The following is a 24719-nucleotide window of genomic DNA, read 5'->3' as shown; positions in this document are numbered from 1 at the left end:
GCCTCAGGGGGACCGGGGTTGGGGCTCGGGGGCCGAGGCACGGAACGACGAAGGCCCGCCCGGCTGATGCCGGACGGGCCTTCGTGACGGTGTCTGAGGGTTACTGACCCTGCTCCTGGTACTTCGCCTCGGTGGCGGCCTTCTGCGGCTTCCACCACGACTCGTTGTCGCGGTACCAGGCGATCGTGTCGGCGAGGCCGGCCTCGAAATCGCTGAACGCCGGGGTCCAGCCGAGCTCGGTTCGCAGCTTCGACGAGTCGATCGCGTAGCGGAGGTCGTGGCCCGGACGGTCGTTCACGTGGTCGTAGGCGTCCGCCGGCTGACCGAGCTGGGTGAGGATGAGCTCGACGACGTCCTTGTTGTTCTTCTCGCCGTCGGCACCGATGAGGTACGTCTCGCCGATGACCCCCTTGTCGAGGATCGTGAGGACGGCGGACGAATGGTCGTTCGCGTGGATCCAGTCGCGGACGTTCTCGCCCGTGCCGTACAGCTTCGGTCGCTCACCGCCGAGCACGTTCGTGATCTGGCGCGGGATGAACTTCTCCACGTGCTGGTACGGACCGTAGTTGTTGGAGCAGTTCGAGATGGTCGCCTTGACGCCGAAGGACCGCACCCACGCGCGGACGAGGAGGTCGCTGCCGGCCTTCGTCGAGGAGTACGGGCTCGACGGGTTGTACGGCGTCTGCTCGGTGAAGCGCTCCGGGTCGTCGAGCTCGAGGTCGCCGTAGACCTCGTCGGTCGAGATGTGGTGGAACCGCGTGCCGTGCTTGCGAGCCGCCTCGAGCAGCGTGTACGTGCCGATGATGTTCGTGTCGAGGAACGGGCGCGGGTCGTGGAGGGAGTTGTCGTTGTGCGACTCCGCCGCGTAGTGCACGACGGCGTCGTGACGGGCGAAGAGCTCGTCGACGAGCGTCGCGTCCTGGATGTCACCGACGACGAGCTCGAAACGATCGGCCGGGAGGCCGTCGAGTGAGGCGCGGTTGCCCGCGTAGGTCATCTTGTCGAGGACGGTCACCGAGTGATCGGTGTTGTTCAGGACGTAGTGGACGAAGTTCGAGCCGATGAATCCGGCGCCGCCGGTAACGAGAAGTCTGGACACGGTAGACGAGTCTACCCGGCGGTCTCTGGATACCGCGGGGGAATCCGGCCGTCGCTCAGTGACCGGGCAGGATGCGGCGCAGCAGGTTCGTGTTCGCGAGGTCGAGCAGTTCGTCGCCGCGGCCCGACATGACCGTCCGGAGCGCGTAGAGGGTGAACCCCTTCATCTGCTCGGCGGTGATCGTCGGCGGGATCGACAGTTCCTGCCTGGCGGTCACGACGTCGACCAGCGCCGGACCGTCGTGATCGAAGGCCCGACGGATGGCGCCCTCCAACTCGCTCGCCCGCTCGACGCGTTCGCCGTGGATCCCCATGCCCTCCGCCACACGCGAGAAGTCGGGGTTCACAAGGTCGGTGCCGAAGTTGACGAACCCGGCGGCCTTCATCTCCAGCTCCACGAAGTTGAGCGAGGAGTTGTTGATGACGATGATCTTCACGGGCAGCTTGTTCTGGGTGAGCGAGATGAGTTCGCCGAGCAGCATGGTGAGTCCGCCGTCGCCCGCGAGCGCGATGACCTGGCGGCCGGGGTGGGACGCCTGGGCTCCGAGACCGTGGGAGACGGCGTTCGCCATGCTGCCGTGGCTGAACGAGCCGATGAGTCGGCGCCGCCCGTTCATGGTGAGGTAGCGCGACGCCCAGACGACGGGGGAGCCGACGTCGGGGATGAACACGGCGTCGTCGGTCGCCAGCTGGTCGACGACCTTCGCGAGGTACTGCGGGTGGATCGCCTGGCCGTCGTGGTCCGCGGTCGCGAGGTCGTCGAGGCCCTTCCGCGAGCTGCGGTAGTGCTTGAGCGACTCCTCCAGGTGCTTGCGGTGCGTCTTGCGCTCGAGCTTCGGCAGCAAAGCGTCGAGCGTGTCCCGGACGGTCCCGACGAGCGGCAGGTCGACCGGGTGCCGCCGGCCGATCTGCTCACCGCGGATGTCGACCTGGATGACGGTCGCGTGCTCGGGGAAGAACTGCGGATAGGGGAAGTCGGTGCCCAGCATGAGGAGGACGTCGCACGAGAGCATGGCGTGGTAGCCGCTGGCGAATCCGAGGAGGCCGGTCATGCCGACGTCGAACGGGTTGTCGTACTCGACGTGCTCCTTGCCGCGCAGGGCGTGGACGATGGGGGCGCCGAGCGCGTCCGCGGTCGCGATGAGCTGCTCGTGCGCTCCGGCGACTCCGGCTCCGGCCAGGATGGTGACCCGCTTGCCGCCGTTGAGCAGGCGAGCGGCCTCATCGAGTTCGTGCTCCGACGGCAGGATCCGGGGTCGCGTCGCCCGGATGGCGGTGACGTGCTCCGAGACCGCGTGCTGGAGCATGACGTCGCCCGGGACGACCACGACGGCCACGCCGCGGCGCTCGACCGCGGTGCGCATCGCGATCTCGAGCACCCGCGGCAGTTGCTCCGGCTGGGAGACGAGTTCCACGTAGACGCTGCACTCACGGAACAGCTCCTGCGGGTGGGTCTCCTGGAAGTAGGTGGTCCCGATCTCGGAGCTCGGGATGTGGGCGGCGATCGCGAGCACCGGTACCCGTGAGCGGTTCGCGTCGAAGAGGCCGTTGATGAGGTGCAGGTTGCCGGGGCCGCAGCTCGCCGCGACGACCGCCAGCTCGCCGGTCAGCTCCGCTTCCGCCGCCGCGGCGAAGGCGGCCGCCTCCTCGTGGCGCACGTGCACCCAGTCGATGCCGCCGGAGGAGCGGAGAGCATCGGTGAAGCCGTTCAGGGAGTCGCCGGGGAGGCCGTAGACGCGTTGTACACCGCTGGCCTGGAGGGTGGCGACGACGGTTTCAGCGACAGTGGACATGGGTGCTCCTCGCAGCAGACGACTCGGCCCGGGTTCCCCGGCCCTCTCCATGGTCCTCGTCGCGGTTCGGGGCCCGCAAGGGAGCATCGGGGTCTTGCAGACGCCTACCAGGTGCGCTAGCCGTTCTCAACACTCCGACACGAATCCGCCTGAACGACGAACGCCTTGTAACGTGGTTGCTGGAACAGCCTGCCGAGAACACGGTGGCGCGGCCAACATCGACTGCACCGTGAAGGGGGCGGCCGTGAGCGACTCCCTGCACCGACCGCCGGCACACGCCGGATCGATCACCGATCCAGCTGCGATGTTCACCGAGCACACCGAGACGGTCGTCACCGGCGTCAGCCTGTCGAACGGGCGTTACAGCATCGGTGAGCAGCTCGGCTCCGGCGGGTCCGCCAACGTCTACCGCGCACGCGACGAGCTGCTCTCGCGCCCCGTCGCCGTGAAGCTCTTCCGCGACGAGGCCGCGACCGCGAACGACCGGCTGCGTCAGGAGCGGGAGATCCGTCTGCTCGGGGAACTCCGCCACCCGGGCCTCGTCGAGCTCTACGACTCCGGTTCCGTCGTCCACCGCGGCGTCGAGCACCGGTTCCTCGTCATGGAGTACATCCCGGGCGCCACGCTCACCGACAAGCTGCAGGCCGGCCCGATGCTCCCGCGTGACGCAGCCGCCCTCGGTGCGCAGGTCGCCGACGCGCTGTCCTTCATCCACACGCGGTCGATCGTGCACCGCGACATCAAGCCCGACAACATGCTCTTCAGCGACATCGCCGCGTTCGGCCATGCGAACCTCGTGAAGCTGTCCGACTTCGGGATCGCGCACTTCGTGGGCGGGTCGCGCCTCACGAACACCGAGGCCATCTCCGGCACGGCGTCCTACCTCTCGCCCGAGCAGGCGCTCGGCGACACCGTCGGCACCGAGACGGACATCTACTCGCTCGGCCTCGTCCTGCTCGAGGCCGTGACCGGTCGCCGGGAGTTCGACGGCGGTCTCGTCGAGGCCGCCATCGCACGCCTGCACCGTGACCCGGTGATCCCGCCCGAGCTCCCCGCCGCCTGGCACCCGCTGCTGCGGTCGATGACCGCCCGCAAGCCGGAGGACCGACCCGCAGCGCACGAGGTCGCAGCCAGCCTGCGCGAGATCTGGTCCGAGTCGCGCGTCCGCCGGGTCCGCCGGGTGCGTGCGCGCCTCGGTCTCGTCGTCGACCAGGGCGTCGACCCCCGGATCGCATTGCTCCTCGCCGCCGCGACGGCCGCCGCGGGGCTCGCGATCGGCGTCGCGATCGGCATCTTCGCGTTCTGATCGGCCCATTACCACGTTTCGTCCGGAACCGGGGAAGTCATCCGGCCGGTGTACCGTCTCAACAACGATCGATCCCTTCGAGTGAAAGGGCGCCATGACGCTCTCGACCCCCTATCCGCTCGGCGTCACCCTTCGGGGCGATGGTGCGAACGTCGCCATCTACTCGGAGACCGCCGACGCCGTCACCGTGTGCATCTTCCCCGAGGGCGGGGAGGAGCAGCAGACGCGCCTCGAACAGCGCACCGGACACGTGTTCCACGGACTGGTGGAGGGCCTCGTCCCCGGGACGCGGTACGGCATCCGCGTCGACGGCCCCTGGGACCCGGCGAACGGTCTCCGCCACAACCCGGCGAAGGTGCTGCTCGACCCGCACGCGACGGCGGTCACGGGGCGCTACGACCTCGGCCAGGCGCAGTTCAGCCACCGCCTCGACGCTCCGGAGACGATGGACGACACCGACTCCGCGGGCCACGTCGCGCTCGGTGTGGTCACCGACCCCTTCTCGTTCGACTGGGACGCCGACGGCCAGGACGTCGCCCCGCGTGTCCCGCTCGCCGAGACGATCGTCTACGAGGTCCACGTGAAGGGCTTCACCAAGCAGCTCGCCGAGGTGCCCGAGGAGATCCGCGGCACCTACGCCGGCCTCGCCCACCCGGCGGCCATCCGCTACCTCACCGACCTCGGCGTGACCGCGGTCGAACTCCTTCCGGTGCACCAGTTCGTGCAGGACAGCCACCTCGAGGAGAAGGGCCTCCGCAACTACTGGGGCTACAACTCCATCGGCTTCTTCGCCCCGCACGGCGAGTACGCGGCCGCCGGCGACAGCGGTGGGCAGGTCGACGAGTTCAAGGCCATGGTCAAGGCGATGCACGCCGCCGGCCTCGAGGTCATCCTCGACGTCGTCTACAACCACACGGCCGAGGGCAACCACATGGGCCCGACCCTGTCGTTCAAGGGCATCGACAACGCGGCCTACTACCGTCTCGTCGACGAGGACCGCGAGCACTACTTCGATACCACGGGCACGGGCAACAGCGTCAACGTCGGCCACCCGGCGGCGCTCGGCCTCATCATGGACTCCCTGCGCTACTGGGTGACCGAGATGCACGTCGACGGCTTCCGCTTCGACCTCGCGACGACGCTGACCCGCCAGGACGGTTCCGCCGAGATCCACAGTGCGTTCCTCTCGCTCATCGAGCAGGACCCGGTGCTCGCCCCGATCAAGATGATCGCCGAGCCATGGGACACCGCCGGCTACCAGGTCGGTGGCTTCCCCGCGAGCTGGTCCGAGTGGAACGGGAAGTTCCGCGACGACGTGCGCGACTTCTGGAACGGCGCCGACAGCGTGCTCGGCACCATGTCGCAGCGCGTCCTCGGCAGCCCCGACGTCTACGAGGCGTCCCGACGCTCGCCGCTGTCCAGCGTCAACTTCGTCACCGCGCACGACGGCTTCACCCTCGCCGACCTCACGGCGTACTCGACGAAGCACAACGCGGCGAACGGCGAGGACAACAATGACGGCGAGAGCGACAACCGCTCCAGCAACAACGGTGCGGAGGGTCCGACGGACGACCCCGCCGTGAACGCGCGCCGCGACCGTCAGCGTCGCAACTTCCTCGCGACGGTCCTGCTGTCGGCCGGTGTCCCGATGATCCTCGGCGGCGACGAGATCGCCCGCACCCAGGGCGGCAACAACAACGCCTACTGCCAGGACAACGAGGTGTCGTGGTTCGACTGGGAGCACGCCGACCACGACCTCCTCGGCTTCACGAAGCGCCTGATCGCTCTGCGCCTCGCCGAGCCGGCCCTGCGACCCGACTGGTTCCGCCAGGGTCCGGGCTCCAAAGCAGACGACCGGGTCTTCATCACCCGGTCCGACGACGAGCCCTTCGCCGACGAGGACTGGGACAACCCGGACGCCCGCTCGATCACCTTCGTGTTCCGTCACGCCGGATCGGCGTCGTTCGCCCTGCTGCTCAACGCGGCCGAGAACGGCGTGGAGTTCAGCCTGCCGAAGGCTCCCGGCCTGCCATGGGCGCTCGTCGAATCGAGTGACCCGGAGCAGATGCTCGCCGAGGGGTCGACGACGGTGATCGTGCAGGGGACCTCCTTCACCCTCCTGCGATCGGGGGTCGCATCATGACCACCGTGTCCGGCGGCGGCCCACGGCGTTCCACCGTGCCCGTCTCGACCTACCGTCTCCAGCTGACCGCGGACTTCCGACTCCAGGACGCCGCGGCGCTCGTCGACTACCTCCAGGCCCTCGGTGCCGACTGGGTCTACCTGTCGCCGATCCTCCGCGCGGAACCCGGATCCACCCACGGCTACGACGTCGTCGACCACACCGAGGTCGACCCGGAGCGCGGCGGTGCCGACGGGCTCACGGCGCTCGCCGAGGCAGCCCACGCCGCAGGCCTCGGAGTCCTCATCGACACCGTTCCGAACCACATGGGCGTCGCGACACCGGTGGAGAACGCCTGGTGGTGGGACCTGCTCCAGCACGGTCGGGACGCAGAGCACGCGGCCGCGTTCGACGTCGACTGGGAGGCCGGCGACGGTCGGATCCGGGTGCCGATCCTCGGGGACGACGAGGACGGCCGAAGTGCGCTGGACGACCTCGAGATCGTCGACGGCGAGCTCCGCTACTTCGACCACCGACTCCCGATCGCGCCGGGGACGGCGGACGACGACGCGAGCGCCCGCGAGGTGCACGACCGGCAGCACTACGAACTCGTCAACTGGCGCCGCGCCGACAGCGAGCTGAACTACCGACGGTTCTTCGCCGTCAACACGCTCGCAGCGATCCGGGTCGAGGACCCGGCGGTCTTCGACGGCTCGCACGTCGAGATCGGTCGTTGGTTCGACGACGGCCTCGCCGACGGGATCCGCGTGGACCACCCGGACGGGCTCCTCGACCCCGGTGCCTACCTCGACCGACTGTCAGAGCGCATCGGTGGAGCACCGATCTGGGTGGAGAAGATCCTCGAGGGCGAAGAGGACCTGCCGGCCGAGTGGGCCACGCTCGGCACCACCGGCTACGACGCCCTGGGCGACGTCGACCGGGTGCTCGTCGACCCGGACGGCCTGCCGACACTCGGTCAACTCGCGGGGGTCGAGCTGACGCGCGACGCCTGGGACGACCTCGTGCACACCACGAAGCGTGGCATCGCCGACGGGATCCTCGGTTCCGAGGTCCGACGCCTTGCACGGCTCGTGCCCGAGGTCCCGGACGCCGTGGACGCCCTCGCCGAGATCCTGACCGCGTTCCCCGTCTACCGCTCCTACCTGCCGCTCGGCGACGAGTACCTGGACGCCGCACTCGACGAGGCGGAGACCCGTCGGCCGGAGCTCGCAGACGCCTTCGCCGCCTTGGCTCCGCGCCTGCGCAACTCGATCGATCCGCTCGCCGCGCGGTTCCAGCAGACCTCGGGCATGGTGATGGCGAAGGGCGTCGAGGACACCGCGTTCTACCGCTACACGGCGCTCACCTCGCTGACCGAGGTCGGTGGCGACCCCGCCGAGACCGACATCAGCGTCGCCGAGTTCCACCACCGCCAGGCACGGCGACAGGCGGAGTGGCCGTCCTCGATGACGACGCTCAGCACGCACGACACGAAGCGCAGCGAAGACGTCCGCGCCCGTATCGACGCCCTGAGTGAGGTCGCGGACCGGTGGGCGGAGCACGCCGTCGCCCTCCACACCTCGAACGGCTTCCCCGACCGGCAGCTCGAGCAGCTGGTCTGGCAGGCGGCCGTCGGTGCGTGGCCGATCGAGCGCGAGCGACTGCACGCCTACGTCGAGAAGGCCGCCCGTGAGGCAGGCGACTCGACCACGTGGACCGCACCGGACGAGACGTTCGAGGCCGCCCTGCATGCAGCGGTCGACGGACTGTACGACAGCCGTCGTGCGAACGCCGCGCTGCTCGACGCCGTCGCGGACGTCGAGGCGGCCGGATGGACGAACAGTCTGGTCGCCAAGGCGATCCAGCTCACGATGCCGGGCGTGCCGGACGTGTACCAGGGCAGCGAGCTCTGGGACCGATCGCTCGTGGACCCCGACAACCGTCGCCCGGTCGACTACGCCGAGCGTCGCGCGGTGCTGGCCCGTCTCGACGAGGGCTGGCTGCCGCCGGTCGACGCCGACGGAGCCGCGAAGCTCCTCGTGACCAGCCGGCTCCTCCGCCTGCGACGGGAGCACCCGTCGCGGTTCGCCGAGTACACCCCCATCGGGGCGGACGGACCGGCCGCCGACCACGTCGTCGCGTTCTCACGCGGTGGCGTCACCACGGTCGCGACCCGGCTCTCGCTCCGGCTCGCGGAGCACGGTGGATGGAAGTCGACCACGGTCACCCTGCCGGAGGGCCGGCTCGTCGACGTGCTGACCGGCCGTGAGCTGCAGGGCGGCGAGGTCCGTCTCGCGGCGCTGCTGGAGCAGTATCCCGTCGCCGTCCTGACGCGGCCCGACGATGCGGCCGAGGCCGCGAGCGAGGAGTGAGCACGATGACGACCAGCACCACGAGCCCGGCTGACGGGTTCCGTGTCTGGGCACCCGAGGCCCAGCGCGTCGACCTCGTCCTGGACGGTGAGCAGCACCCGATGGACCGCGACGTCGCCGAGGGATGGTGGATCGCGCTCGACGGTGCCGAGCCCCGCGCGGCGGTCGTCGACAGCGACTACCGCTATCTCGTCGACGGTGAGGGTCCGTTCGCCGATCCGCGCTCGCGTCGGCAGCCGGAGGGCGTCCACGGCCCGTCACGCGTCGTCGCTTCCGACCCCGTGCCGTGCGACGGGACCGGCTGGCGGGGTCGCTCCCTCATCGGTGCCGTGCTCTACGAACTCCACATCGGCACCTTCACCGAGGCGGCCACCTTCGACGGGGCGATCGAACGCCTCGACGACCTGGTCGAGCTGGGCGTCGACGCCGTCGAGGTCCTGCCGGTCAACGCGTTCAACGGCGTCTGGAACTGGGGCTACGACGGCGTCTTCTGGTCGGCTGTCCACGAGGCCTACGGCGGAACGGACGGCTACCGTCGCTTCGTCGCCGCGTGCCATGAGCGCGGGCTCGCCGTCATCCAGGACGTCGTGTACAACCACCTCGGTCCCTCCGGCAACGTCCTGCCCCGCTTCGGCCCGTACCTCGCGGACGGCGCCGGCAACACCTGGGGCGACAGCCTCAACCTCGACGGGCCGGACTCCGACGAGGTGCGTCGGTACATCATCGACAGCGCGCTGCTGTGGTTCGAGGAGTACGGGGTGGACGGCCTTCGCCTCGACGCCGTACACGCCCTGCACGACACCCGTGCGATCCACCTCCTCGAAGAACTCGACGCCGCGGTGGATGCGCTCAGCGCCGACCTCGACCGACCGTTCACGCTCATCGCCGAGTCGGATCTGAACGACCCGAAGCTCATCACGCCCCGGGGGCCCGGCGGTGCCGGCGGGTACGGTCTCGACGCGCAGTGGAGCGACGACTTCCACCACGCACTGCACGTGGCGCTCACCGGCGAGGTGTCCGGCTACTACGCCGACTTCGCGCCGCTCGGTGCGCTCGGCAAGGTCATGGAGGAGGGGTTCTTCCACAACGGCACCTGGTCGAGCTTCCGCAAGCGCCACCACGGCCGCCGCATCGACCTCGAACGGACGCCGAGCTGGCGGCTTGTCGTCTCCGACCAGAACCACGACCAGATCGGGAACCGCGCGACGGGCGACCGGCTGGCCGCGACCCTCGACGACGGGCAGCTCGCCATCGCCGCCGCCGTCACGCTGCTCGGACCGTTCACCCCGATGCTGTTCATGGGGGAGGAGTGGGCCGCGTCGACGCCCTGGCAGTTCTTCACCTCGCACCCGGAGCCCGAGCTCGGTGAGGCGACGGCGAAGGGCCGGATCGCCGAGTTCGCCCGGATGGGTTGGAACGAGGCCGACGTGCCGGATCCCCAGGATCCCGAGACCTACCGTCGGTCGGTGCTCGACTGGTCGGAGCGGTCCCGTGGGCGGCACGCGACGCTGCTGACCTGGTACCGACGGGTGATCGAGCTGCGGCGGACGGTCCCGGCGTTCACCGATCCGGCGTTCGCCGACACGACCGCGATCGTCGACGAGGCGACCGGCTCGTTCGTCCTGCGTCGTGGCTCTGCGATGCTCGCGGTGAACTTCGGGACGGAACCGGTGGAGCTCACCCAGCGGGTCGGTGAGCTGCTCGACAGCTTCGGCGAGGTCGTCACGACGGAGGGGTCACTGCGGCTCGGAGCGCACTCCGTCGCCATCCTGCACCACTGAGTCCCTGGGCCTCGGGTCAGCGCGGTGCGCTGACCCGGGCGCGGGTCTCAGCCGACGGGCAGGGTCGACGGCGTCGTGAACCAGACCGTCGTGTCGCCGTGGATGGTCCTGCCGTCGAAGGGTCCGCTCGCGACGAGCACGGCCGAGTCCGCGAGCGACGAGGGCACGGCGATGTCGTCGGCACCGGTGTTCGCTACGACCGTGACCGCACCGTTCGTCAGCGCGAGAATGGTGTCGGGAGCCCCTTCGATCCAGGCGATCGAGCCGAGTCCCAGCGTGTGCTCGCGGCGCAGGCGGAGCAGCGTGCGGTACAGCTCCAGCGTCGAACCGGGGATGCCGGCCTGTGCGTCGCGCGAGTAGTCGTTCCAGTCGTCGGGCTGCGGCAGCCAGGACGCACCGGTCGTGTTGAAGCCGTACGCGGGGTGGCCGGCCTCCCACGGGATCGGCACGCGGCAACCGTCGCGGCCGTACCGTTCGTGGTTCGTGCGGAACCACGTCGGGTCCTGTCGGGCGTCATCCGGCAGGTCGATGACCTCGGGGAGCCCGAGCTCCTCGCCCTGGTACAGGTACGCCCCACCGGGCAGGCTCAGCATGAGGGCGGTCGCCGCCCTGGCCCGCTGCAACCCGAGGGCCCGGTCCGGCTGGCCGGGGGTGTTCGGACCGACGCCGTAGCCCTGGGGGTTCTCCTCCGTGAGCGCGAGGCGGGACGCGTGCCGGACGACGTCGTGGTTGGACAGCACCCACGTGCTCGGAGCGCCTACCTGCGCGAACGCCCGCAGCGACTCGCCGATGACCGCCTTGAGGTCTGCGGCGTTCCACGGGGTCTCGAGGTACGGGAAGTTGAACGCCTGCTGCATCTCGTCGGGGCGCACCCACAGGGCCATCTTGTCGAGCGGGTCGACCCAGGCCTCGGCGCACAGCACGCGGTCACCGTCGTACGTCTCCAGGAGGTCGTGCCAGTCGCGGTAGATCTCGTGGACGCCGTCCTGTCCCCAGTACGGCGCGGTCTCGGGCCACGAATCCGGACCGGTGCCGGCGGCTTCGAGCGACGCGTCCACGGAGGCGCCACCCATGCTGCCGCCCTCGGCCGGTGGGGTGTAGTCGGGCAGGCCGTCGGCCTTGATCATGCCGTGCGCCACGTCGACGCGGAACCCGTCGACGCCGCGGTCGAGCCAGAACCGGAGGATGTCGCGGAACTGCTCGCGGACCCACGGGTTCGTCCAGTCGAAGTCGGGCTGCGACGAGTCGAAGATGTGCAGGTACCACTGGCCAGGCGTGCCGTCGGCCTCGGTGACCCGCGTCCAGGCCGGACCGCCGAAGACGGACTCCCAGTTGTTGGGGGCGATCTCGCCGTTCTCGCCCTTGCCGTCGCGGAACATGTATCGGGCGCGCTCCGCCGAGCCGGGCCCGGCCGCGAGGGCCTCCTGGAACCAACGGTGGGCGCTCGAGGAGTGGTTGGGGACGAGGTCGACGATGACGCGGATGCCGGCAGCGTGCGCGGCAGCGGTCATCGCGTCGAAGTCGGCGAGCGTGCCGAAGATGGGGTCGACGTCGCAATAATCGGCGACGTCGTAGCCGGCGTCCTTCTGCGGGCTCGTCATGAAGGGGGACAGCCAGATGGCGTCGACGCCGAGCTCCTGCAGGGCGCCGAGGCGGGAGGTGATCCCGGGCAGGTCGCCGAGGCCGTCGCCGTTCGCGTCCGCGAAGGATCGCGGGTAGATCTGGTAGATGACGGCGGAGCGCCACCACTCCGAACCGGGGGTGGAGCCTCCTGCGGGGGAGGCGTGCTGAGCTGCGGTCGCCGACGTGGTCGGGAGGGCGGAGTCCATGTCGCTACCCTAGGCCATTCACGGGGCCCGTCGCCGCTCGTGGACTGGCCACCGCGGTGCGCTGACACGAGTGCGATGCATGGCGGCGAGCGCGGCGCTCCAGAGGGGGGGGGCGGTCGCGCTGGCACCCCGCGCTCACGTCGGTTCGGTCACACGGGAGCCACGTCGATTCGGACCGGATTCCCGGCCACCGACCCGCCCGCCCTGCTTAGAGTGGAGAGATGATCACGGAATCGGACGGCTCGGCCCGCAGCACGGCGAAGCGCGTCGCCGCGCAGGCGGGAGGCATCGCCGGATCAGCGGCCCGGACGACGCGTGGCATCATCCGTCGGAATCCGACCGCGAACCGGGTCTACCGGGCGGGCGTCGGTGTCGTCGGCGGTGGCACCGTGGCCCTCGGCGTGGCCCTGATCCCGCTTCCCGGACCGGGAGCATTGATCGCCGTCGGCGGGCTCGCAGTCCTCGCCTCGGAGTTCGAGGGTGCGAAGCAGGCCAGCACGAAGGCGAACGCCGCAGCCAAGAAGGGCGTCGCCGTCGCGAAGGACCTTCGGGCGAAGCGTCAGGCCAAGCAGGCTGCGAAGGCTGCCCAGGAGCACTGAACCTGCGGCGCACGGCGCCGACCGACGCGCGGGTACGGTGGACCGGTGGGGACATCGGCGAAGGGGAGTGGTGCGCGTCGGCCCCCACAACGCAAGACCGCTGCGCCCGGCCGACGCACGACCAGCGCCACCCGCTCGACGCGGAAGCCGCGGTCCCGACCGTCCGGCGCGCGCAACGGCTCCCGGCGCCCCGTCGCACCGACACGCCGGAACCGGCGGTCGAGCATCCGCGTGGGCTGGCTCGTCGCCGGCGGAGCGGTCGCGATCGTCGGTCTCGCCGTCATCGTGGCAGCGGTCGTCTGGGGACCGGAGCTCATCAGTCGGGCGGAAGCACGGGACTCGACCCTCGGAACCGCGCCACATGCTGCCGTCGAGGGACCGGGCATCCCCGCCGCGGGCTCGGCTGGAACAGCGCCGGCGGCCGTCACCGACCGGGTGGACCGTGCCTGGGCGACGGCCACGGCGCTCCGCCTCGGCATCCCCGAGCGGGCGATGGTCGCATACGCCGGTGCGGCGCTCGCCGTCGCGGAGACGCAGCCGGGCTGCGGGATCGCCTGGAACACGCTGGCCGCGCTCGGCAGCGTCGAGTCCGGCCACGGCACGATCTTCGGCGGTGCCCTCGACGACGCCGGGCGGGCCATTCCACCCATCGTCGGCCCGGCGCTCACCGGCACCGAGTTCGATGCCGTCACCGACACGGACCGCGGCGCCTTCGACGGCGACGCCAGATGGGATCGTGCGGTCGGGCCGATGCAGTTCATCCCGTCGACCTGGCAGCGGTGGGGCGCGGACGGGAACGGCGACGGCGTCGCGGACCCGCAGCAGATCGATGACGCGGCGCTCGCCGCAGCGCACTATCTGTGCCACGGTGGCCGGGACCTCCGCATCGAGGCCGAGTGGATCGCGGCGATCGGCTCGTACAACGGGGCCGCGTCGTACCTGCAGAAGGTCGTCCACGCCGCGGACACCTTCGCCGCGAACTGATCCCGATCCGGTGTACGAAGCACCCCTCGCGGGATGCTAGTCTCTACTGGTGCCATTTCCGCGTGAGCGGTTTGGTTCGCGCTCCGATAGCTCAGTGGTAGAGCACTTCCTTGGTAAGGAAGAGGTCGCGGGTTCAAGTCCCGCTCGGGGCTCGTTCTCTCCGTCACTGCTCTCGCCGGCATACGGAGAGACGTGGCAGGGTAGCTCAGTTGGTGAGAGCGCACGACTCATAATCGTGAGGTCGAGAGTTCGAATCTCTCTCCTGCTACCAGATCAGATGTTCAAGAGAGAAGCACCGGAGATTTCTCCGGTGCTTCTCTGTTTTGCCGCAGCGTTCGCTGAATCGCGCACGACTGCGAGTAGCGCTTGAAGCCGGTCAGCGACGCCCCGTGCATATCGTTGGCTCGATCGAGGCGACTGAATGCCCGCCGACACGATTCGATTCCCCTCGCCATTGGCTGAACGACCTCGCCCATCTTCAGAGATGTGAGAGCCCAGGACGACGCTCCACAAGGTCGGAGTCACATCGTCGTCGGCGTGAGAACACTCAACCGCCCGAGGTTGCGAACGTCGTGACCGGCGAGCCGTTGGCTTCGCAGGCGTCTCCGCCCACGCGGCGAGGATGTCATCGAGGCTACTGGTTCTCAGAGCGATACGGTCATCCCAGAGCGTCGTCGAGTTGCTGGAGCCACTGCTGGAACTCGCCGGGACCGGAGAAGTGGACTCCGGGTATCCGAGCGACCTCCTCCGCAGCATCGGGGCCGTCGACGACGAGTGCATACCCGCCGCTGGCCAGCGCCACCCTGAACGCAGGCAGGTCCCCACGGTCGTCACCGGCGTATGCGACGACACCCAAGCCATCAGCCCGGATGATCCTGTGCAGCGCCGTCCCTTTGTCCTCATCCAAGGGCATCCGCAGCTCTTCGACGCACTTGCCGGGTTCCCGCCTGAGCCCGTATTCGTCGATGACGCGCTCGACGAGCGGCGCCACCAATCGCTCGGCCGCCGCGCGGTCGAGTGCACGGCGCCAGTGGACCGCGACGGCGAGGGACTTCTCTTCGACGTCGACACCGTCGATGCTGTCGAGTTCTCGGTGGAGTTCACGCGTCGCTGACTGGACAGCAGTCGTCCACTCCTGGGCTTCGGGCACGACGTCGATGCCGCCGTCGGTGAGACGTTCGAGACCGTACGAGCCGTAGAGGTCGACACCGGGGATCGTGGCGCGGTCGGCGAGGAAACCCACCGGGCGCCCAGAGAGGAGCGCGACCGTGGAGAGCTTCCCAGCCAGCCGCTCGAGCGTCTGCGCTGTGCCAGGCAGCAACTCGCTGAGGGCCGGCTCGTCCGTGATCGGGGAGAGGACACCGTCGAAATCCATCACGAGTCCTGCATCGGAACCAGCGGCAAGGGCTTGAATCACTTCGTCGTCGGAGCTCATCAACCAAGCCTAGCCATGCCTCGTGCCCGTCGACGGTTGAGCAGACGGGCACGGTCCGCGGGGCGGCTCAGCGGTGGTCCCTTCCTCCTCCAGTGCGACGCCGAGATCGCCCTCAGATCTCCCCACGTCTCGTGCGGCGCCGGGTGAGCAGCCCGCCGACGAGGAGGGCGATGGTCGCGGCCGTCGCCAGGAGCGCGACGGCCTCCGTGTCGACCCCCGTGGACGCCAGGCCGTCCCTCGGGCCAGGGGCGCTGTCGGCGTCACCACCCGACGACGAACCCGGTTCCGCCGCTGGCGGGGTGGACGGCTCGGGTCCACCCGGCAGCGCGCCCCCTGCCCGCACGGTGACGGTGACGTCGACCGGCGTGCGGGCATCGTCTGCCGCCGTGCCCGACACGGTGAACCTGCCGGGCGCACCATACTGATCGGCCTGGACGGCCGCCCAGTCCACAGGGACGGTCTCGATCGAACGGTCCACCTTCGTCAGCACGGCGGACGGCAGGCTCGGAGCCGTTCCCACCGCGGTGACGACGTCGGGTACCGAGACGTCCTGGACGGCGACAGCCGGCGCGTAGGCGGTCAACAGACGTTCGTACTCGGCACGGGTCACGGGGATGACCGTGCCGTGCCTCGGTTTTCCGCCGTCCGCGTTCTGAGGAAGGTTCTCCCGGAGCTTGGCCCCCAACGGCTCCCAGGAGTCGCCGTCGTCGAGGGAGTCGGTCCCGAACGGGATGTAGTGGTTCGGGCCTCCGTGGTAGTCGGGCTGGTCGATGAACAGGTACCAGTCGAGCCCGTTCACGTCGCCGGGATTCGCGGGGAAGACACTCGGGCCCTCGCCGTTCAGGTAGACACCACCCGGCTCGCCGTTCGGCAATCCGGAGGCGACCTGGTCCTTGACGAGACTCCACTGGTCGGCAGGTCCTCCCGCACCGGGCAGGGTCCCCGTCTCGGTGGCGAGGAGATCCGTCGACCGCTCCTCACGGATGGTCAGCGTCCCCTCGTCCTTCGTGAACCGGTAGTAGTAGTCGCCCGACTTCGTGACCGAGGAGTCGATCGTGCCGAGACCGGGCCCGCGCGACACGTCGATCCACGGCTCCGGATCCGAGAAGGTGATGAAGTCGTCGGTCGTCGCGTACATCATCCGGTTGTAGGTCACGTTCGTCCGCTGGCTCTCGTCCGTGGTGTCGTACAGGTTCGAGGCCCAGAACACGACGAAGGTGTCCAGCTTGTCGTCCCAGTAGGCTTCGGGCGCCCAGGTGTTCCCGGCGAAGTCCGAGGAGACCTTCACATGCCGTTGCTCGGACCAGGTGACCAGGTCGTTCGACTCCCAGACCTCGATGTACCGCGACCCACTGATCTGGGCCGTGGCGAAGCCGCCGGGAAGACCGTCGATCTTCAGGTCGGTGGCGATCATGAAGAACCGGTCGCCATCGGGGGAGCGGAGGATGAACGGGTCGCGCAGGCCGGTCGTGCCCTGGGTCGACGTGAAGATCGGCTTGCCCTCGTTCAGCGTGTTCCAGCTCAACGCGTCGTTGCCTTTGGACGCGGCGAGGCTGACCTGCTCGGCACCACTGCCCTCCCCGGTGAAGAACGCCCACACATAGGCTTCGGGATCCGGCTGGTCCGCCGGCAGCGGCTGGACGGACACGGCGATGTCCCGCGTCAGTTCGGATCCGGCGATGCGCGCGGTGGCGCGGAGCGTCACGGTCACGGCACTCCCGGTGGCGGGGCGTACGACGTCGATGGTCTTCGACGATTCGTCGACTCCCGCGCGGACCGTCGCCGCCTCGGTGCCGCCGATGACGGACCAGGTGAAGGACGATCCGTTCGGGCCCTTGCCTGGGACGGAGAAGTTGGACCGGATGTCGTCCGAATTGGTGATCCGGATGCCCTCCAGGTCGAGGGCGAGCTTCTCAGCGTCGGAGCGGTCGGCGGCGACCCGGACGGGGAATGCCAGCGTCTCCTGTCGGTCTCCGGCGGTCACCGTGGCAGTGAGGGTCACCGTGGCGTCCTGCTCGCCATTCGTCGGCCGGACCACCCGCGCGAGCCCGTCCTCCACGACGATGGCGGCGTCATCCGAGGTCCAGCCCAGACGCGTGCCATAGGAGGTCGAGGGGAGTGGGAAGTCGCTCGTCGCCTCCGTCGGTACGCGCAGCCCGGACGACGCCTTCTCGATCGACTGCTCGATGAACGCGTCCTGGACCTCCGTCGCCGTCATCGCGACATCGCTCAGGACGACCTCGTCGATGGAGCCCTTCCACCCGGCGTCCGCGTAGGTGGAGCGGCCGAGGTAGGCGACGAGGTCCGGACCGAAGGACGCCACGTCGCGCGTGATGGCGGTCTGCGCGATCCGCTCACCGTTCACGTAGCTCGTCAACGTTCCGGCCGGGCCGTCGATCACGGTCGTGTAGAGCGCCATCCCGGTCGGGGTCCGGAGTCCGCTGGTGGGCGCGTTGGTCGAACCGGCGCCCACCTCGGTCGTCCAGGGTGCTCCGGGGTTCACCGAATCCGTGATGACGGACTTGACGTACCCGTTCGGATTCGCCGGATTGAGCAACCAGTAGCCCGCTGAGAACTGGCCATCGCCGACCGGGGTGCCGATGAAGGCTGCAGCGGTGTTCCCAGCTGGTGACTGCGACTCGAGCCAGATGCTCGAGGTCAACGTCTGCACCCCGGCCAGATCGTCGGTCGGGATGTCGAGATAGGGCGCCGAGTCGGCCGAGCCGCCGGGCAGGGTGAGCAGGCCGTCGGCGACCGTGCCGCCCACGTTCCTGAGCGTCCCGTCGTTGCCGTTACCGCTCACATCCGGCACCACACCGTTCGCGGCCGTGTCGAATCGATAGTGCAGCAGCGCGCTCGAGTCTGCGGCTGCCGTCGCAGGCGTGGCGCCCAGAGCGGAGATGACTCCCACCATGATCATCGCGCCCCAGGCAGCGGCCCGCTTGGGTGAGGTCACCAGCGGGGTTGTCCGGTTACGGGACAGGTGCCGGGGTCGTATGGTCGGTAGGCGTTGTGGACTCACCTGGAAACTCCATCGTCTCGGGATCAGGGTCACGGATTGTGATCGCTCACATCGTGATGTCGACCCTGGCGCATGCAGACCTGGTCCGTCAAGAGCGAGGAGCTGTGCGAGTCGACCCGGTGACGAGATGCTCGGACGAGCGGCGACCTCGGTCACCGCACGATCACGGCTTCGAGATCCCCTCGGGGTCGGGCCCGCGGCCTGCTCGAAGCAAGACCCCGACGAGCATCGCGGTGCCGATCAGGAGACTCACGCCGGTCAGCACCACACCGATCCCGACGACCGGGGTCCCCGGTCCGTCATAGCCCTCGAGCACCGCCGTGCCGGGGTCGTCCGCGCGGTAGATCACCGTGAGGACGTCGCCGACGGCGGGTTTGCCGTCGAGGGGCCAGTCCGCCCAGACCCGCTGTGGCGAACCGTCGGGTGCCAGATAGTCGGTCCTGAACCGGTGGTGAGATGCCTTCCGGCCGTCGTCGACCTCGGTGACCGTCCCACTCGTCCGCTCCCCGTTCTGCAACAGGTCGCTGTCGGCAGCCATCATGAAGGAGCCGACGACCACGGCCACCGGACCGGCCAACAGCATCAGGACGATCGCCGCCGTCTGGAACACCCTGCTGTGCAGGAAGCCCCGTGTGTCGCCCGTCGCGCGCTTGCGTGCCATCACCAGTGCGCCACCGTCCCGATTCGAAGCTCCCGCATCAGTGGTTCCCGGTGAGGGAAAGGCTCAGCATGATGATGGCGGGCACGATCAGGCCGATCGCGACGCCACCGGCCGCCGCCCAGAGCCCGATGCGCACGTGGGGGCTCATGCGGGGACGCAGACCGAGTTCTTCGCCGATCTCCTTGATCCGCGCGCGTTCGTTCTCGGGGCTGAACGCGATCTCGAACCCGCCGGGAGAGGTCCCGAGCATGATGACCCTGCCGTACCGGACACGGCCGGACTGCCAGGAGAACGACCAGGAGAGGCGCGGCACGAAGCCGGAGACACCAGCCGACCAGCTCATCCGCTTGACCGTGTCGGTGATGCTGAACCGCCGACGTCGCTCATCGACCCGCACGGTGTAGGTGATGCTGTCGGACACCTCGTTCAGCTGGAGGACGTTCCACCAGCGGGCGTCCGCGAGGTCGTATCCGACCTGGAACCCGTCGGGGAGGCTGGTGACGGTGAATGGGGTGTTCTGCAGCTCGGCGTCCACGGCCCACTGATAGTCCTGTAGCACGCCCGTCGGCGCAACGTCGGTTCCACTCACGGACTCAGTATGGCAACGCGGCGAGGGTGCGCGACGATCGTCGGATGGGCAGTGCTCCCCATCGCACACTGACCTCGAACTGCTATCGCTCCCAGATGCGACGGTAGCCGGGCATGAAGGCGATCATCGCCGCGAGCAGGGTGCCGAGGTTGAGCAGTGGCAGAGCGGGACCGATGGTCCAGGGCGAGTCGGCGTAGACCCCCATCAGCATGACCATCCAGGCGCCGATGTTGCCGAGGATGAGCACGATGATGAAGGTCACCGCGGTCGCTCCCGCTCGCGACGAGACCCGCTTGCCCGCGAGGGTCGGCGCGGTGCAGATCGTGCCGACGATCACGACGATGAGTATCAGGAACGCACTCGCGAACAGGATCGAGGCGGCCTCCGGGTCGCCGTCGTCGTCGCGATCGGCGAATCCCGCGAGGAAGAAGAACAGGTTGAAGGACTCAGGGTCCTCATCCGTCTTCGTCTGGCTCGCGTAGGGGACGAACAGCGAGAGGATGAGGGCGATCTCGAGCAGCAGCATCGGGACCGAGATCAGGATCGACTCGATGCCCGCCACGCGCTCCTCGAGCCGCGTGCGCGCCGCCTGGGCGGCGACCGACTCGGTGGCGGTCGCTGGTCCCTGCTTCGCTGACCCCTGCTTCGCTGATTCACTCATCGCTTACCCCCCGGATCGGGAGTCGGGCTCAGGCGTGTCCGACTCGGCTGCCGCGAAGGCGAGCGACCGGTAGCCCTCGACCTCCGACGTGGTCATGGTAGCCGCGATGGGCCGACCCTGCCGGAGCCGTGCCGGGTGGCGTCAGGCGGCGTCCAGCTCGGCCGGAAGCTCCTCGCGCAGCGCTGGGCAGTGCTCCGGCGTCGGGTGGAGGGTGATGTCGATGACCGCTTCCAAGCGGGCGCGTGCTGCTTCGAGGTCGGCCATCTGGGCGGTGATGCGGTCGCGTTCGGTCCGAAGCAGCGCGAGGGACTCCGGCGTCGCGACTCCCGCATCGACGCAGGGGAGCAGCTGGACGATGGTGCGGCTCGGCAGGCCGGCCGCGAAGAGCTGCTGCACGAGCTCGACGCGTTCCACCGCCGCTCGTTCATAGGTCCGCTGGCCACTCGTCGTGCGGGTGGCGGTGAGCAGCCCCTGCTCCTCGTAGTAGCGGAGCGAGCGGACGCTCACCCCGGTCCGAGCCGCGAGATCTCCGATGCGCATCGATCTTCCATTCCTGGCTTGCACCTGACATTGATGTGAGGTCTTAGCCTAACCAGGCTGCTGCGGGATCGACCCGCACGCGGAAGGGAATCATGGACATCGCAGGATCCGTCGCACTCGTCACCGGCTCGAACCGGGGCATCGGACGCCGGTTCGTCGTGCAGCTGCTCGAGCGCGGCGCCTCGAAGGTGTACGCGACCGCGCGGCGCCCGGAACTCGTCGACATCCCGGGCGTGGAGGTGCTGCAGCTCGACATCACCGATGAGGCGTCCGTCGCTGCGGCGGCCGAGATCGCGACCGACGTCACGTTGCTCGTCAACAACGCCGGCATCGCCACGCAGGGCTCGATGTTGACCGACGACCTCGCGAACGCTCGGCGCGAGATGGACACGCACTACTGGGGCAACCTCGCCATGGTGCGTGCGTTCGCGCCGGTGATCGAGGGGAACGGTGGAGGGGCGATCGTCAACGTGCTCTCCGCCCTGAGCTGGTTCGCGCACCCCGGTTCAGGCGGATACGCCGCGGCCAAGGCGGCGGAGTGGAACATGACGAACGCGGTCCGTCTGGAACTCGCCCCGAAGGGCGTCACGGTGCAGGGGCTCCACCTCGGGGCCGCCGACACCGACATCATGGCCGGCTACGAGGGCCCGATGGTCGACCCCGCGGACGTCGCACGGGCGAGCCTCGACGGCGTCGCAGCCGGCGCTTCCGAGGTCGTCGTCGACGAGTGGAGTGCCATGGTCAAGGCCTCGCTCGCCCACGGACCTGACGCGTTCTACGCGCAGTTCGCCTGAACATCGAACCTGGGCCCTGTGCGCCGGGCGTGCACCGTGCAGAATGGAGGAAGCCCCCGAGCAGTTACGGTCTGCTCGGGGGCTTCCTCGTGCCGGTGCGGCTATCGCGCGGCCGCGACGAGGTCGGCGATGCGCTGGCCTCGGGCGTTCGCCTCGGCGACGAGGGTCGAGACCTGGTCCTGGGTCAGCCCGCTGACCTGACCGTAGGCCTTTGTGTTGGCGGCGATGGAGAATCCCTGCCCGCCGCTGGCGGACGTGTACATCGTGCCGAACGTCTCGGTGACGAGCGCGATGGTGCCACCTGGCACGCTGATGATCTTGGGCATGTCTGACTCCTTGAGAGGGTGAACCGGGTCCTCGCCGTTCAGGCGAGCGTTGATGAAGAGATACGGATCGGTGGTGACGACGATGTCTGCGTTGTTCCACGTGCCGTCGGCGGTGAAGGTGATGGTGAGGTGGAGATGCGGCCCTCGAGCTGCGGACCCGGTGCTCCCGACGACGCCGACGGGTTCACCGCGGACGATCGCCGCACCGACCTGATGGGGTGAGGCCGCCGCCAGATGCGAGTAGCCCGAGTACATGCCGTCGGGATGTGCGATGACGACGATGTGGCCCAGGGTCGCGTTCCACCGGTTGGCGGAGACGACCCCGGCTGCGACAGCGGGGATCGCGGCTCCGGCGCCGGGTTGGTAGTCCAGTCCGCGGTGCGGTTGGGTCCGCCCGCCGGCCATCGATCCCCAGCCGTCGGCGACGTCGATCTGGGCGAACGGGTGTTGATATTTGAGAACCATGTGGCTCCTTTCGCTGTGCCGATGGGGATGCCCCCGAGCAGTTACGGTCTGCTCGGGGGCATCGGGTGCTGCTGGCATCGCGGTCGGTCAACCGCGGATTGGCTACAGCGGGCGGTTGGGCAGGTACAGCTGCCAACCGTCGTACTTCGGGTCGTTCGGACCCGCGGGAATCCGACGCTGCTGGGCGTCCAGGTTGTACTGGCCGACCCGCTGGATGATCGGATCGAAGTCCGCCGGCGTCAGGTCATTGGTCTTCAAGCCCTGAGCGGCGTAAGCCTTGTACTGCCCGATGTTGAGCGGGTACAGCGGTGCAAGAGGGTGCTCCTGCCAATACACTGCGGCGCCGCCCTGTCGCTTGATGAAGGTTCCTGCTGTCATGTCTTCTTCTTCTTCCTGTGGTGTGGTGGTGGGGTCGTCGCCGTTGAGGCGGTCCCTGATATAGGTGATCGGATCGGTGTGATCGATCCAGTGGGAGCCTCCGCCTGTCGCGCCGGACTGGTTGAGCCCGATGGTGAGGTGGAGGTGGGCGCCTTCGGAGTACTCGCCGGTGTTGCCGATTCCTCCGAGGATCTGGCCACGTGTGACGGCAGTCCCGACGGCGAGGGGTGACTGCTGGTACATGTGGCAGTACCCCGAGAACACGCCGTCCGGGTGTGCCAGGACGACAAGCCATCCGAGCCCGCCGCTCCGGTAGTTCTCGACGACGGTCCCGGCAGCGACCGCGGGGATCGGCGTGCGCTCCGGGAAGCCGTTGAAATCGGCACCCCGATGGTTTGAGCCACCGGCTCGTGGAGCGTTGTACCCGTCGCTGCTGTCGTAGTGACTGAGGTCATACGGGTATTGGTACTTGAGGCCCATGAGCCCTCCTTTCTGTTGATGGAGGAAGTGTCCTCCGACATTCGAACGTGTGTTCGAGAGAGACTCTACGATCATCTCGTCGTCTTGTCCAGTTCATATTGCCGATTCATCCTGAAATTCTTTCTCCAGTGGCAGATTCGGCGTCTGAATCGAGTCGAGCGTGGCGGGGCGTGGATCCTGCGCTCAGCCTCGTCAGGAAGCCGTTCACGCCGGGGATCGCCATGATCCGGGCCAGTGCTGCGGCGATCGCCGCAGTCGTGGCCACGGCCGCAGCCGCCCAGGCGTAGACGTCGTCCGGGAGGAGCTCCCGGATCGCCTCCAGGAGCTGTGGCGCGATGATGCTCGCGGTCGTGATGCAGGCCACCGAGCTCAGGATCACGGCCGCGGTCGTCTGGATCACGGTGCGGATGATCCGCTGTGCTGGAAACGGGACGGGCGGTGGTGTCGGTGGTTCCGGTGATGTCCGGTGTTCGGTCATGATGCCTCCTCAGGCGTCGTGGGTGGTGGTGGACGACCCGGATGGTTTTCAGAAGTTGTCTCATCTGGCATCATTCAGGTCGGAGGTGACACTATAGAGCGCATGAGGCAGGTTTTCTGCCGTTCGCGACAGGGTTTCTGGCTACGATCGGAACGTGAACGCAGCAGAGGCGATGGTCAATCAGGCGTTGGCGGACGAGCTCGTCGCCGCCTACAAGCGGCGACGCATGAATCAGCGCGCCCTGGCTGAGGCGACGGGGATGAGTCCGACGACACTGCAGCGGGTCCTCGCCGGTCGCAGCGAGATCAGTGGCCCGACCTTCGTCACGCTCTGCGCGGCGACCGGCGCCGATCCGGTGCGCCTCCTGGCCGACGCCCTCCAAGCCGTCGGGGGGATGAGTCGGATCGAGGCCGAACTGCAGGCGAGCGACGACGAGCGAGTGGCTCCCGTGTCGGACACCACTGCTACGAATGACGAGTTGGATCGCAGACGCCGGCAGAGGGAAGCTGCGTCGTGGACGACGGAGCAGTTGGAGGGGGAACGTGGGGCGGCAATCACCGATGGAGAACTGGAGCAACCCGAGCCGGAAGCCCCGTGAGCGTGGGCGCGCCTACGACCCGTATGCGCACGCGGAGGAGCTCGGTCTCGCGGTGATCTTCCGGCCCCTGCGGGTGTCCCATGAGCGCTGGCTGCCGTCGGCGCACACGATCGTCATCCAGGAGTCGCTCCGGTCCGTCCACCGCCGGAACGCCCTCGCCCACGGCATCGCGCACTGCGTGCTCGGCCACGAGGACGACCGACCGAAACACGAGGTGCAGGCCGACCGCTTCGCCGCGTCGAACCTCATCGACCTCGACGAGTTCCGGGCCATCGCGCGGTGGGCACCGGACCTCGAGCATCTCGTCGCCGAACTCGGCGTCACGAAGCGCCTTGCCCGGGCGTTCGTCGCGCAGCATGCGGATCTGTCCCGGCACGCCGATCTCGCATAGCGGCGCGCGCATACTGG

At 68.9% G+C, this 24719-nt stretch carries 21 protein-coding genes and 2 tRNA genes; 11 read left to right on the top strand and 12 right to left on the bottom strand.

The features are described 5' to 3' along the window. Positions 1-100: 100 nt before the first annotated feature. Both rfbB and poxB read right to left on the bottom strand, forming a co-directional pair. The gene (rfbB, locus tag GV015_RS18665; RefSeq protein ID WP_071258697.1) at positions 101-1099 is read right to left on the bottom strand and encodes a dTDP-glucose 4,6-dehydratase; all 999 of its coding nucleotides are present in this window, start codon (positions 1097-1099) and stop codon (positions 101-103) included. A 55-nt stretch (positions 1100-1154) separates the two neighbouring features. Continuing rightward, positions 1155-2891, bottom strand: coding sequence for a ubiquinone-dependent pyruvate dehydrogenase (gene poxB, locus GV015_RS18660; RefSeq protein ID WP_159879965.1), 1737 nt, complete (start codon positions 2889-2891; stop codon positions 1155-1157). 244 nt (positions 2892-3135) lie between these two features. On the opposite strand from poxB, the gene GV015_RS18655 reads away from it, so the two are divergent. From GV015_RS18655 to treZ, 4 genes are all read left to right on the top strand, one after another. Further along, positions 3136-4197, top strand: coding sequence for a serine/threonine-protein kinase (locus GV015_RS18655; RefSeq protein ID WP_159453425.1), 1062 nt, complete (start codon positions 3136-3138; stop codon positions 4195-4197). Positions 4198-4291: 94 nt separating this feature from the next. Beyond that, on the top strand, positions 4292-6340 hold the full coding sequence (gene glgX / locus GV015_RS18650) for a glycogen debranching protein GlgX (RefSeq protein ID WP_159879963.1): 2049 nt from the start codon (positions 4292-4294) through the stop codon (positions 6338-6340). Beyond that, positions 6337-8691 (top strand): malto-oligosyltrehalose synthase, encoded by a 2355-nt coding sequence (treY, locus tag GV015_RS18645; protein ID WP_159879961.1) that lies wholly within the window; start codon positions 6337-6339, stop codon positions 8689-8691. Before glgX ends, treY begins: the two co-directional genes overlap by 4 nt. A gap of 5 nt (positions 8692-8696) precedes the next feature. After that, a complete protein-coding gene (gene treZ, locus GV015_RS18640) occupies positions 8697-10472 on the top strand; it encodes a malto-oligosyltrehalose trehalohydrolase (protein WP_201299413.1) in 1776 nt (591 codons plus the stop codon). Positions 10473-10519: 47 nt separating this feature from the next. On the opposite strand, the gene GV015_RS18635 is transcribed toward treZ, so the two are convergent. Continuing rightward, positions 10520-12301, bottom strand: coding sequence for a glycoside hydrolase family 13 protein (locus GV015_RS18635; RefSeq protein ID WP_159879959.1), 1782 nt, complete (start codon positions 12299-12301; stop codon positions 10520-10522). A gap of 221 nt (positions 12302-12522) precedes the next feature. Here GV015_RS18635 and GV015_RS18630 point away from each other — a divergent pair, with 221 nt between their 5' ends. The 4 genes from GV015_RS18630 (at position 12523) to GV015_RS18615 (ending at position 14155) form a co-directional block, all read left to right on the top strand. Then, a complete protein-coding gene (locus GV015_RS18630; RefSeq protein WP_159879957.1) occupies positions 12523-12900 on the top strand; it encodes a PGPGW domain-containing protein in 378 nt (125 codons plus the stop codon). A gap of 231 nt (positions 12901-13131) precedes the next feature. Continuing rightward, complete coding sequence (locus GV015_RS18625) at positions 13132-13884, top strand: lytic transglycosylase domain-containing protein (protein WP_236555543.1); 753 nt, start codon at positions 13132-13134, stop codon at positions 13882-13884. An 80-nt stretch (positions 13885-13964) separates the two neighbouring features. Further along, positions 13965-14036, top strand: a tRNA-Thr gene (locus GV015_RS18620). 42 nt (positions 14037-14078) lie between these two features. Beyond that, positions 14079-14155, top strand: a tRNA-Met gene (locus tag GV015_RS18615). Between the two features lie 387 nt (positions 14156-14542). Here the strand turns inward: GV015_RS18615 and otsB are convergent. From otsB to GV015_RS18585, 6 genes are all read right to left on the bottom strand, one after another. After that, a complete protein-coding gene (otsB, locus tag GV015_RS18610) occupies positions 14543-15319 on the bottom strand; it encodes a trehalose-phosphatase (protein WP_159879955.1) in 777 nt (258 codons plus the stop codon). A 112-nt stretch (positions 15320-15431) separates the two neighbouring features. Then, positions 15432-18275: an immunoglobulin-like domain-containing protein gene (locus tag GV015_RS18605; protein WP_159879953.1), complete on the bottom strand. Its 2844-nt coding sequence runs from the start codon at positions 18273-18275 to the stop codon at positions 15432-15434. A 229-nt stretch (positions 18276-18504) separates the two neighbouring features. Continuing rightward, the gene (locus tag GV015_RS18600) at positions 18505-19002 is read right to left on the bottom strand and encodes a DUF3592 domain-containing protein (protein WP_159879951.1); all 498 of its coding nucleotides are present in this window, start codon (positions 19000-19002) and stop codon (positions 18505-18507) included. 37 nt (positions 19003-19039) lie between these two features. Then, positions 19040-19591, bottom strand: a complete 552-nt coding sequence (locus GV015_RS18595; RefSeq protein WP_159879949.1) for a hypothetical protein — start codon at positions 19589-19591, stop codon at positions 19040-19042. Between the two features lie 82 nt (positions 19592-19673). Beyond that, positions 19674-20252, bottom strand: coding sequence for a hypothetical protein (locus GV015_RS18590; RefSeq protein ID WP_137243917.1), 579 nt, complete (start codon positions 20250-20252; stop codon positions 19674-19676). A gap of 141 nt (positions 20253-20393) precedes the next feature. After that, a complete protein-coding gene (locus GV015_RS18585) occupies positions 20394-20792 on the bottom strand; it encodes a MerR family transcriptional regulator (protein WP_124767369.1) in 399 nt (132 codons plus the stop codon). Between the two features lie 92 nt (positions 20793-20884). Here GV015_RS18585 and GV015_RS18580 point away from each other — a divergent pair, with 92 nt between their 5' ends. Beyond that, positions 20885-21586 (top strand): SDR family oxidoreductase, encoded by a 702-nt coding sequence (locus GV015_RS18580; RefSeq protein ID WP_124767368.1) that lies wholly within the window; start codon positions 20885-20887, stop codon positions 21584-21586. Between the two features lie 101 nt (positions 21587-21687). On the opposite strand, the gene GV015_RS18575 is transcribed toward GV015_RS18580, so the two are convergent. The 3 genes from GV015_RS18575 to GV015_RS18565 form a co-directional block, all read right to left on the bottom strand. Then, positions 21688-22377: a M23 family metallopeptidase gene (locus GV015_RS18575; RefSeq protein ID WP_159879947.1), complete on the bottom strand. Its 690-nt coding sequence runs from the start codon at positions 22375-22377 to the stop codon at positions 21688-21690. Positions 22378-22479: 102 nt separating this feature from the next. After that, complete coding sequence (locus tag GV015_RS18570; RefSeq protein ID WP_159879945.1) at positions 22480-23235, bottom strand: M23 family metallopeptidase; 756 nt, start codon at positions 23233-23235, stop codon at positions 22480-22482. 106 nt (positions 23236-23341) lie between these two features. After that, a complete protein-coding gene (locus GV015_RS18565; RefSeq protein ID WP_201299412.1) occupies positions 23342-23713 on the bottom strand; it encodes a hypothetical protein in 372 nt (123 codons plus the stop codon). A 154-nt stretch (positions 23714-23867) separates the two neighbouring features. Between GV015_RS18565 and GV015_RS18560 the strand changes: the two genes are divergently transcribed. Beyond that, positions 23868-24311: a helix-turn-helix domain-containing protein gene (locus tag GV015_RS18560; RefSeq protein WP_085512825.1), complete on the top strand. Its 444-nt coding sequence runs from the start codon at positions 23868-23870 to the stop codon at positions 24309-24311. Beyond that, positions 24256-24702: an ImmA/IrrE family metallo-endopeptidase gene (locus GV015_RS18555; RefSeq protein WP_159879943.1), complete on the top strand. Its 447-nt coding sequence runs from the start codon at positions 24256-24258 to the stop codon at positions 24700-24702. Before GV015_RS18560 ends, GV015_RS18555 begins: the two co-directional genes overlap by 56 nt. Positions 24703-24719: the final 17 nt, after the last annotated feature.

This window comes from Plantibacter sp. T3, assembly GCF_902506515.1.
GTDB classification, from domain to species: domain Bacteria; phylum Actinomycetota; class Actinomycetes; order Actinomycetales; family Microbacteriaceae; genus Plantibacter; species Plantibacter auratus.
This window is presented reverse-complemented; position numbering and strand designations above follow the sequence as displayed.

Bases quoted from the DNA above. Each gene is read 5' to 3' on its own strand.
- poxB (WP_159879965.1), bottom strand. From the start codon at position 2,891: ATGTCCACTGTCGCTGAAACCGTCGTCGCCACCCTCCAGGCCAGCGGT.
- glgX (WP_159879963.1), top strand. From the start codon at position 4,292: ATGACGCTCTCGACCCCCTATCCGCTCGGCGTCACCCTTCGGGGCGAT.
- treY (WP_159879961.1), top strand. From the start codon at position 6,337: ATGACCACCGTGTCCGGCGGCGGCCCACGGCGTTCCACCGTGCCCGTC.
- treZ (WP_201299413.1), top strand. From the start codon at position 8,697: ATGACGACCAGCACCACGAGCCCGGCTGACGGGTTCCGTGTCTGGGCA.
- GV015_RS18635 (WP_159879959.1), bottom strand. From the start codon at position 12,301: ATGGACTCCGCCCTCCCGACCACGTCGGCGACCGCAGCTCAGCACGCC.
- GV015_RS18630 (WP_159879957.1), top strand. From the start codon at position 12,523: ATGATCACGGAATCGGACGGCTCGGCCCGCAGCACGGCGAAGCGCGTC.
- otsB (WP_159879955.1), bottom strand. From the start codon at position 15,319: ATGAGCTCCGACGACGAAGTGATTCAAGCCCTTGCCGCTGGTTCCGAT.
- GV015_RS18600 (WP_159879951.1), bottom strand. From the start codon at position 19,002: ATGGCACGCAAGCGCGCGACGGGCGACACACGGGGCTTCCTGCACAGC.
- GV015_RS18590 (WP_137243917.1), bottom strand. From the start codon at position 20,252: ATGAGTGAATCAGCGAAGCAGGGGTCAGCGAAGCAGGGACCAGCGACC.
- GV015_RS18585 (WP_124767369.1), bottom strand. From the start codon at position 20,792: ATGCGCATCGGAGATCTCGCGGCTCGGACCGGGGTGAGCGTCCGCTCG.
- GV015_RS18580 (WP_124767368.1), top strand. From the start codon at position 20,885: ATGGACATCGCAGGATCCGTCGCACTCGTCACCGGCTCGAACCGGGGC.
- GV015_RS18575 (WP_159879947.1), bottom strand. From the start codon at position 22,377: ATGGTTCTCAAATATCAACACCCGTTCGCCCAGATCGACGTCGCCGAC.
- GV015_RS18570 (WP_159879945.1), bottom strand. From the start codon at position 23,235: ATGGGCCTCAAGTACCAATACCCGTATGACCTCAGTCACTACGACAGC.
- GV015_RS18565 (WP_201299412.1), bottom strand. From the start codon at position 23,713: ATGACCGAACACCGGACATCACCGGAACCACCGACACCACCGCCCGTC.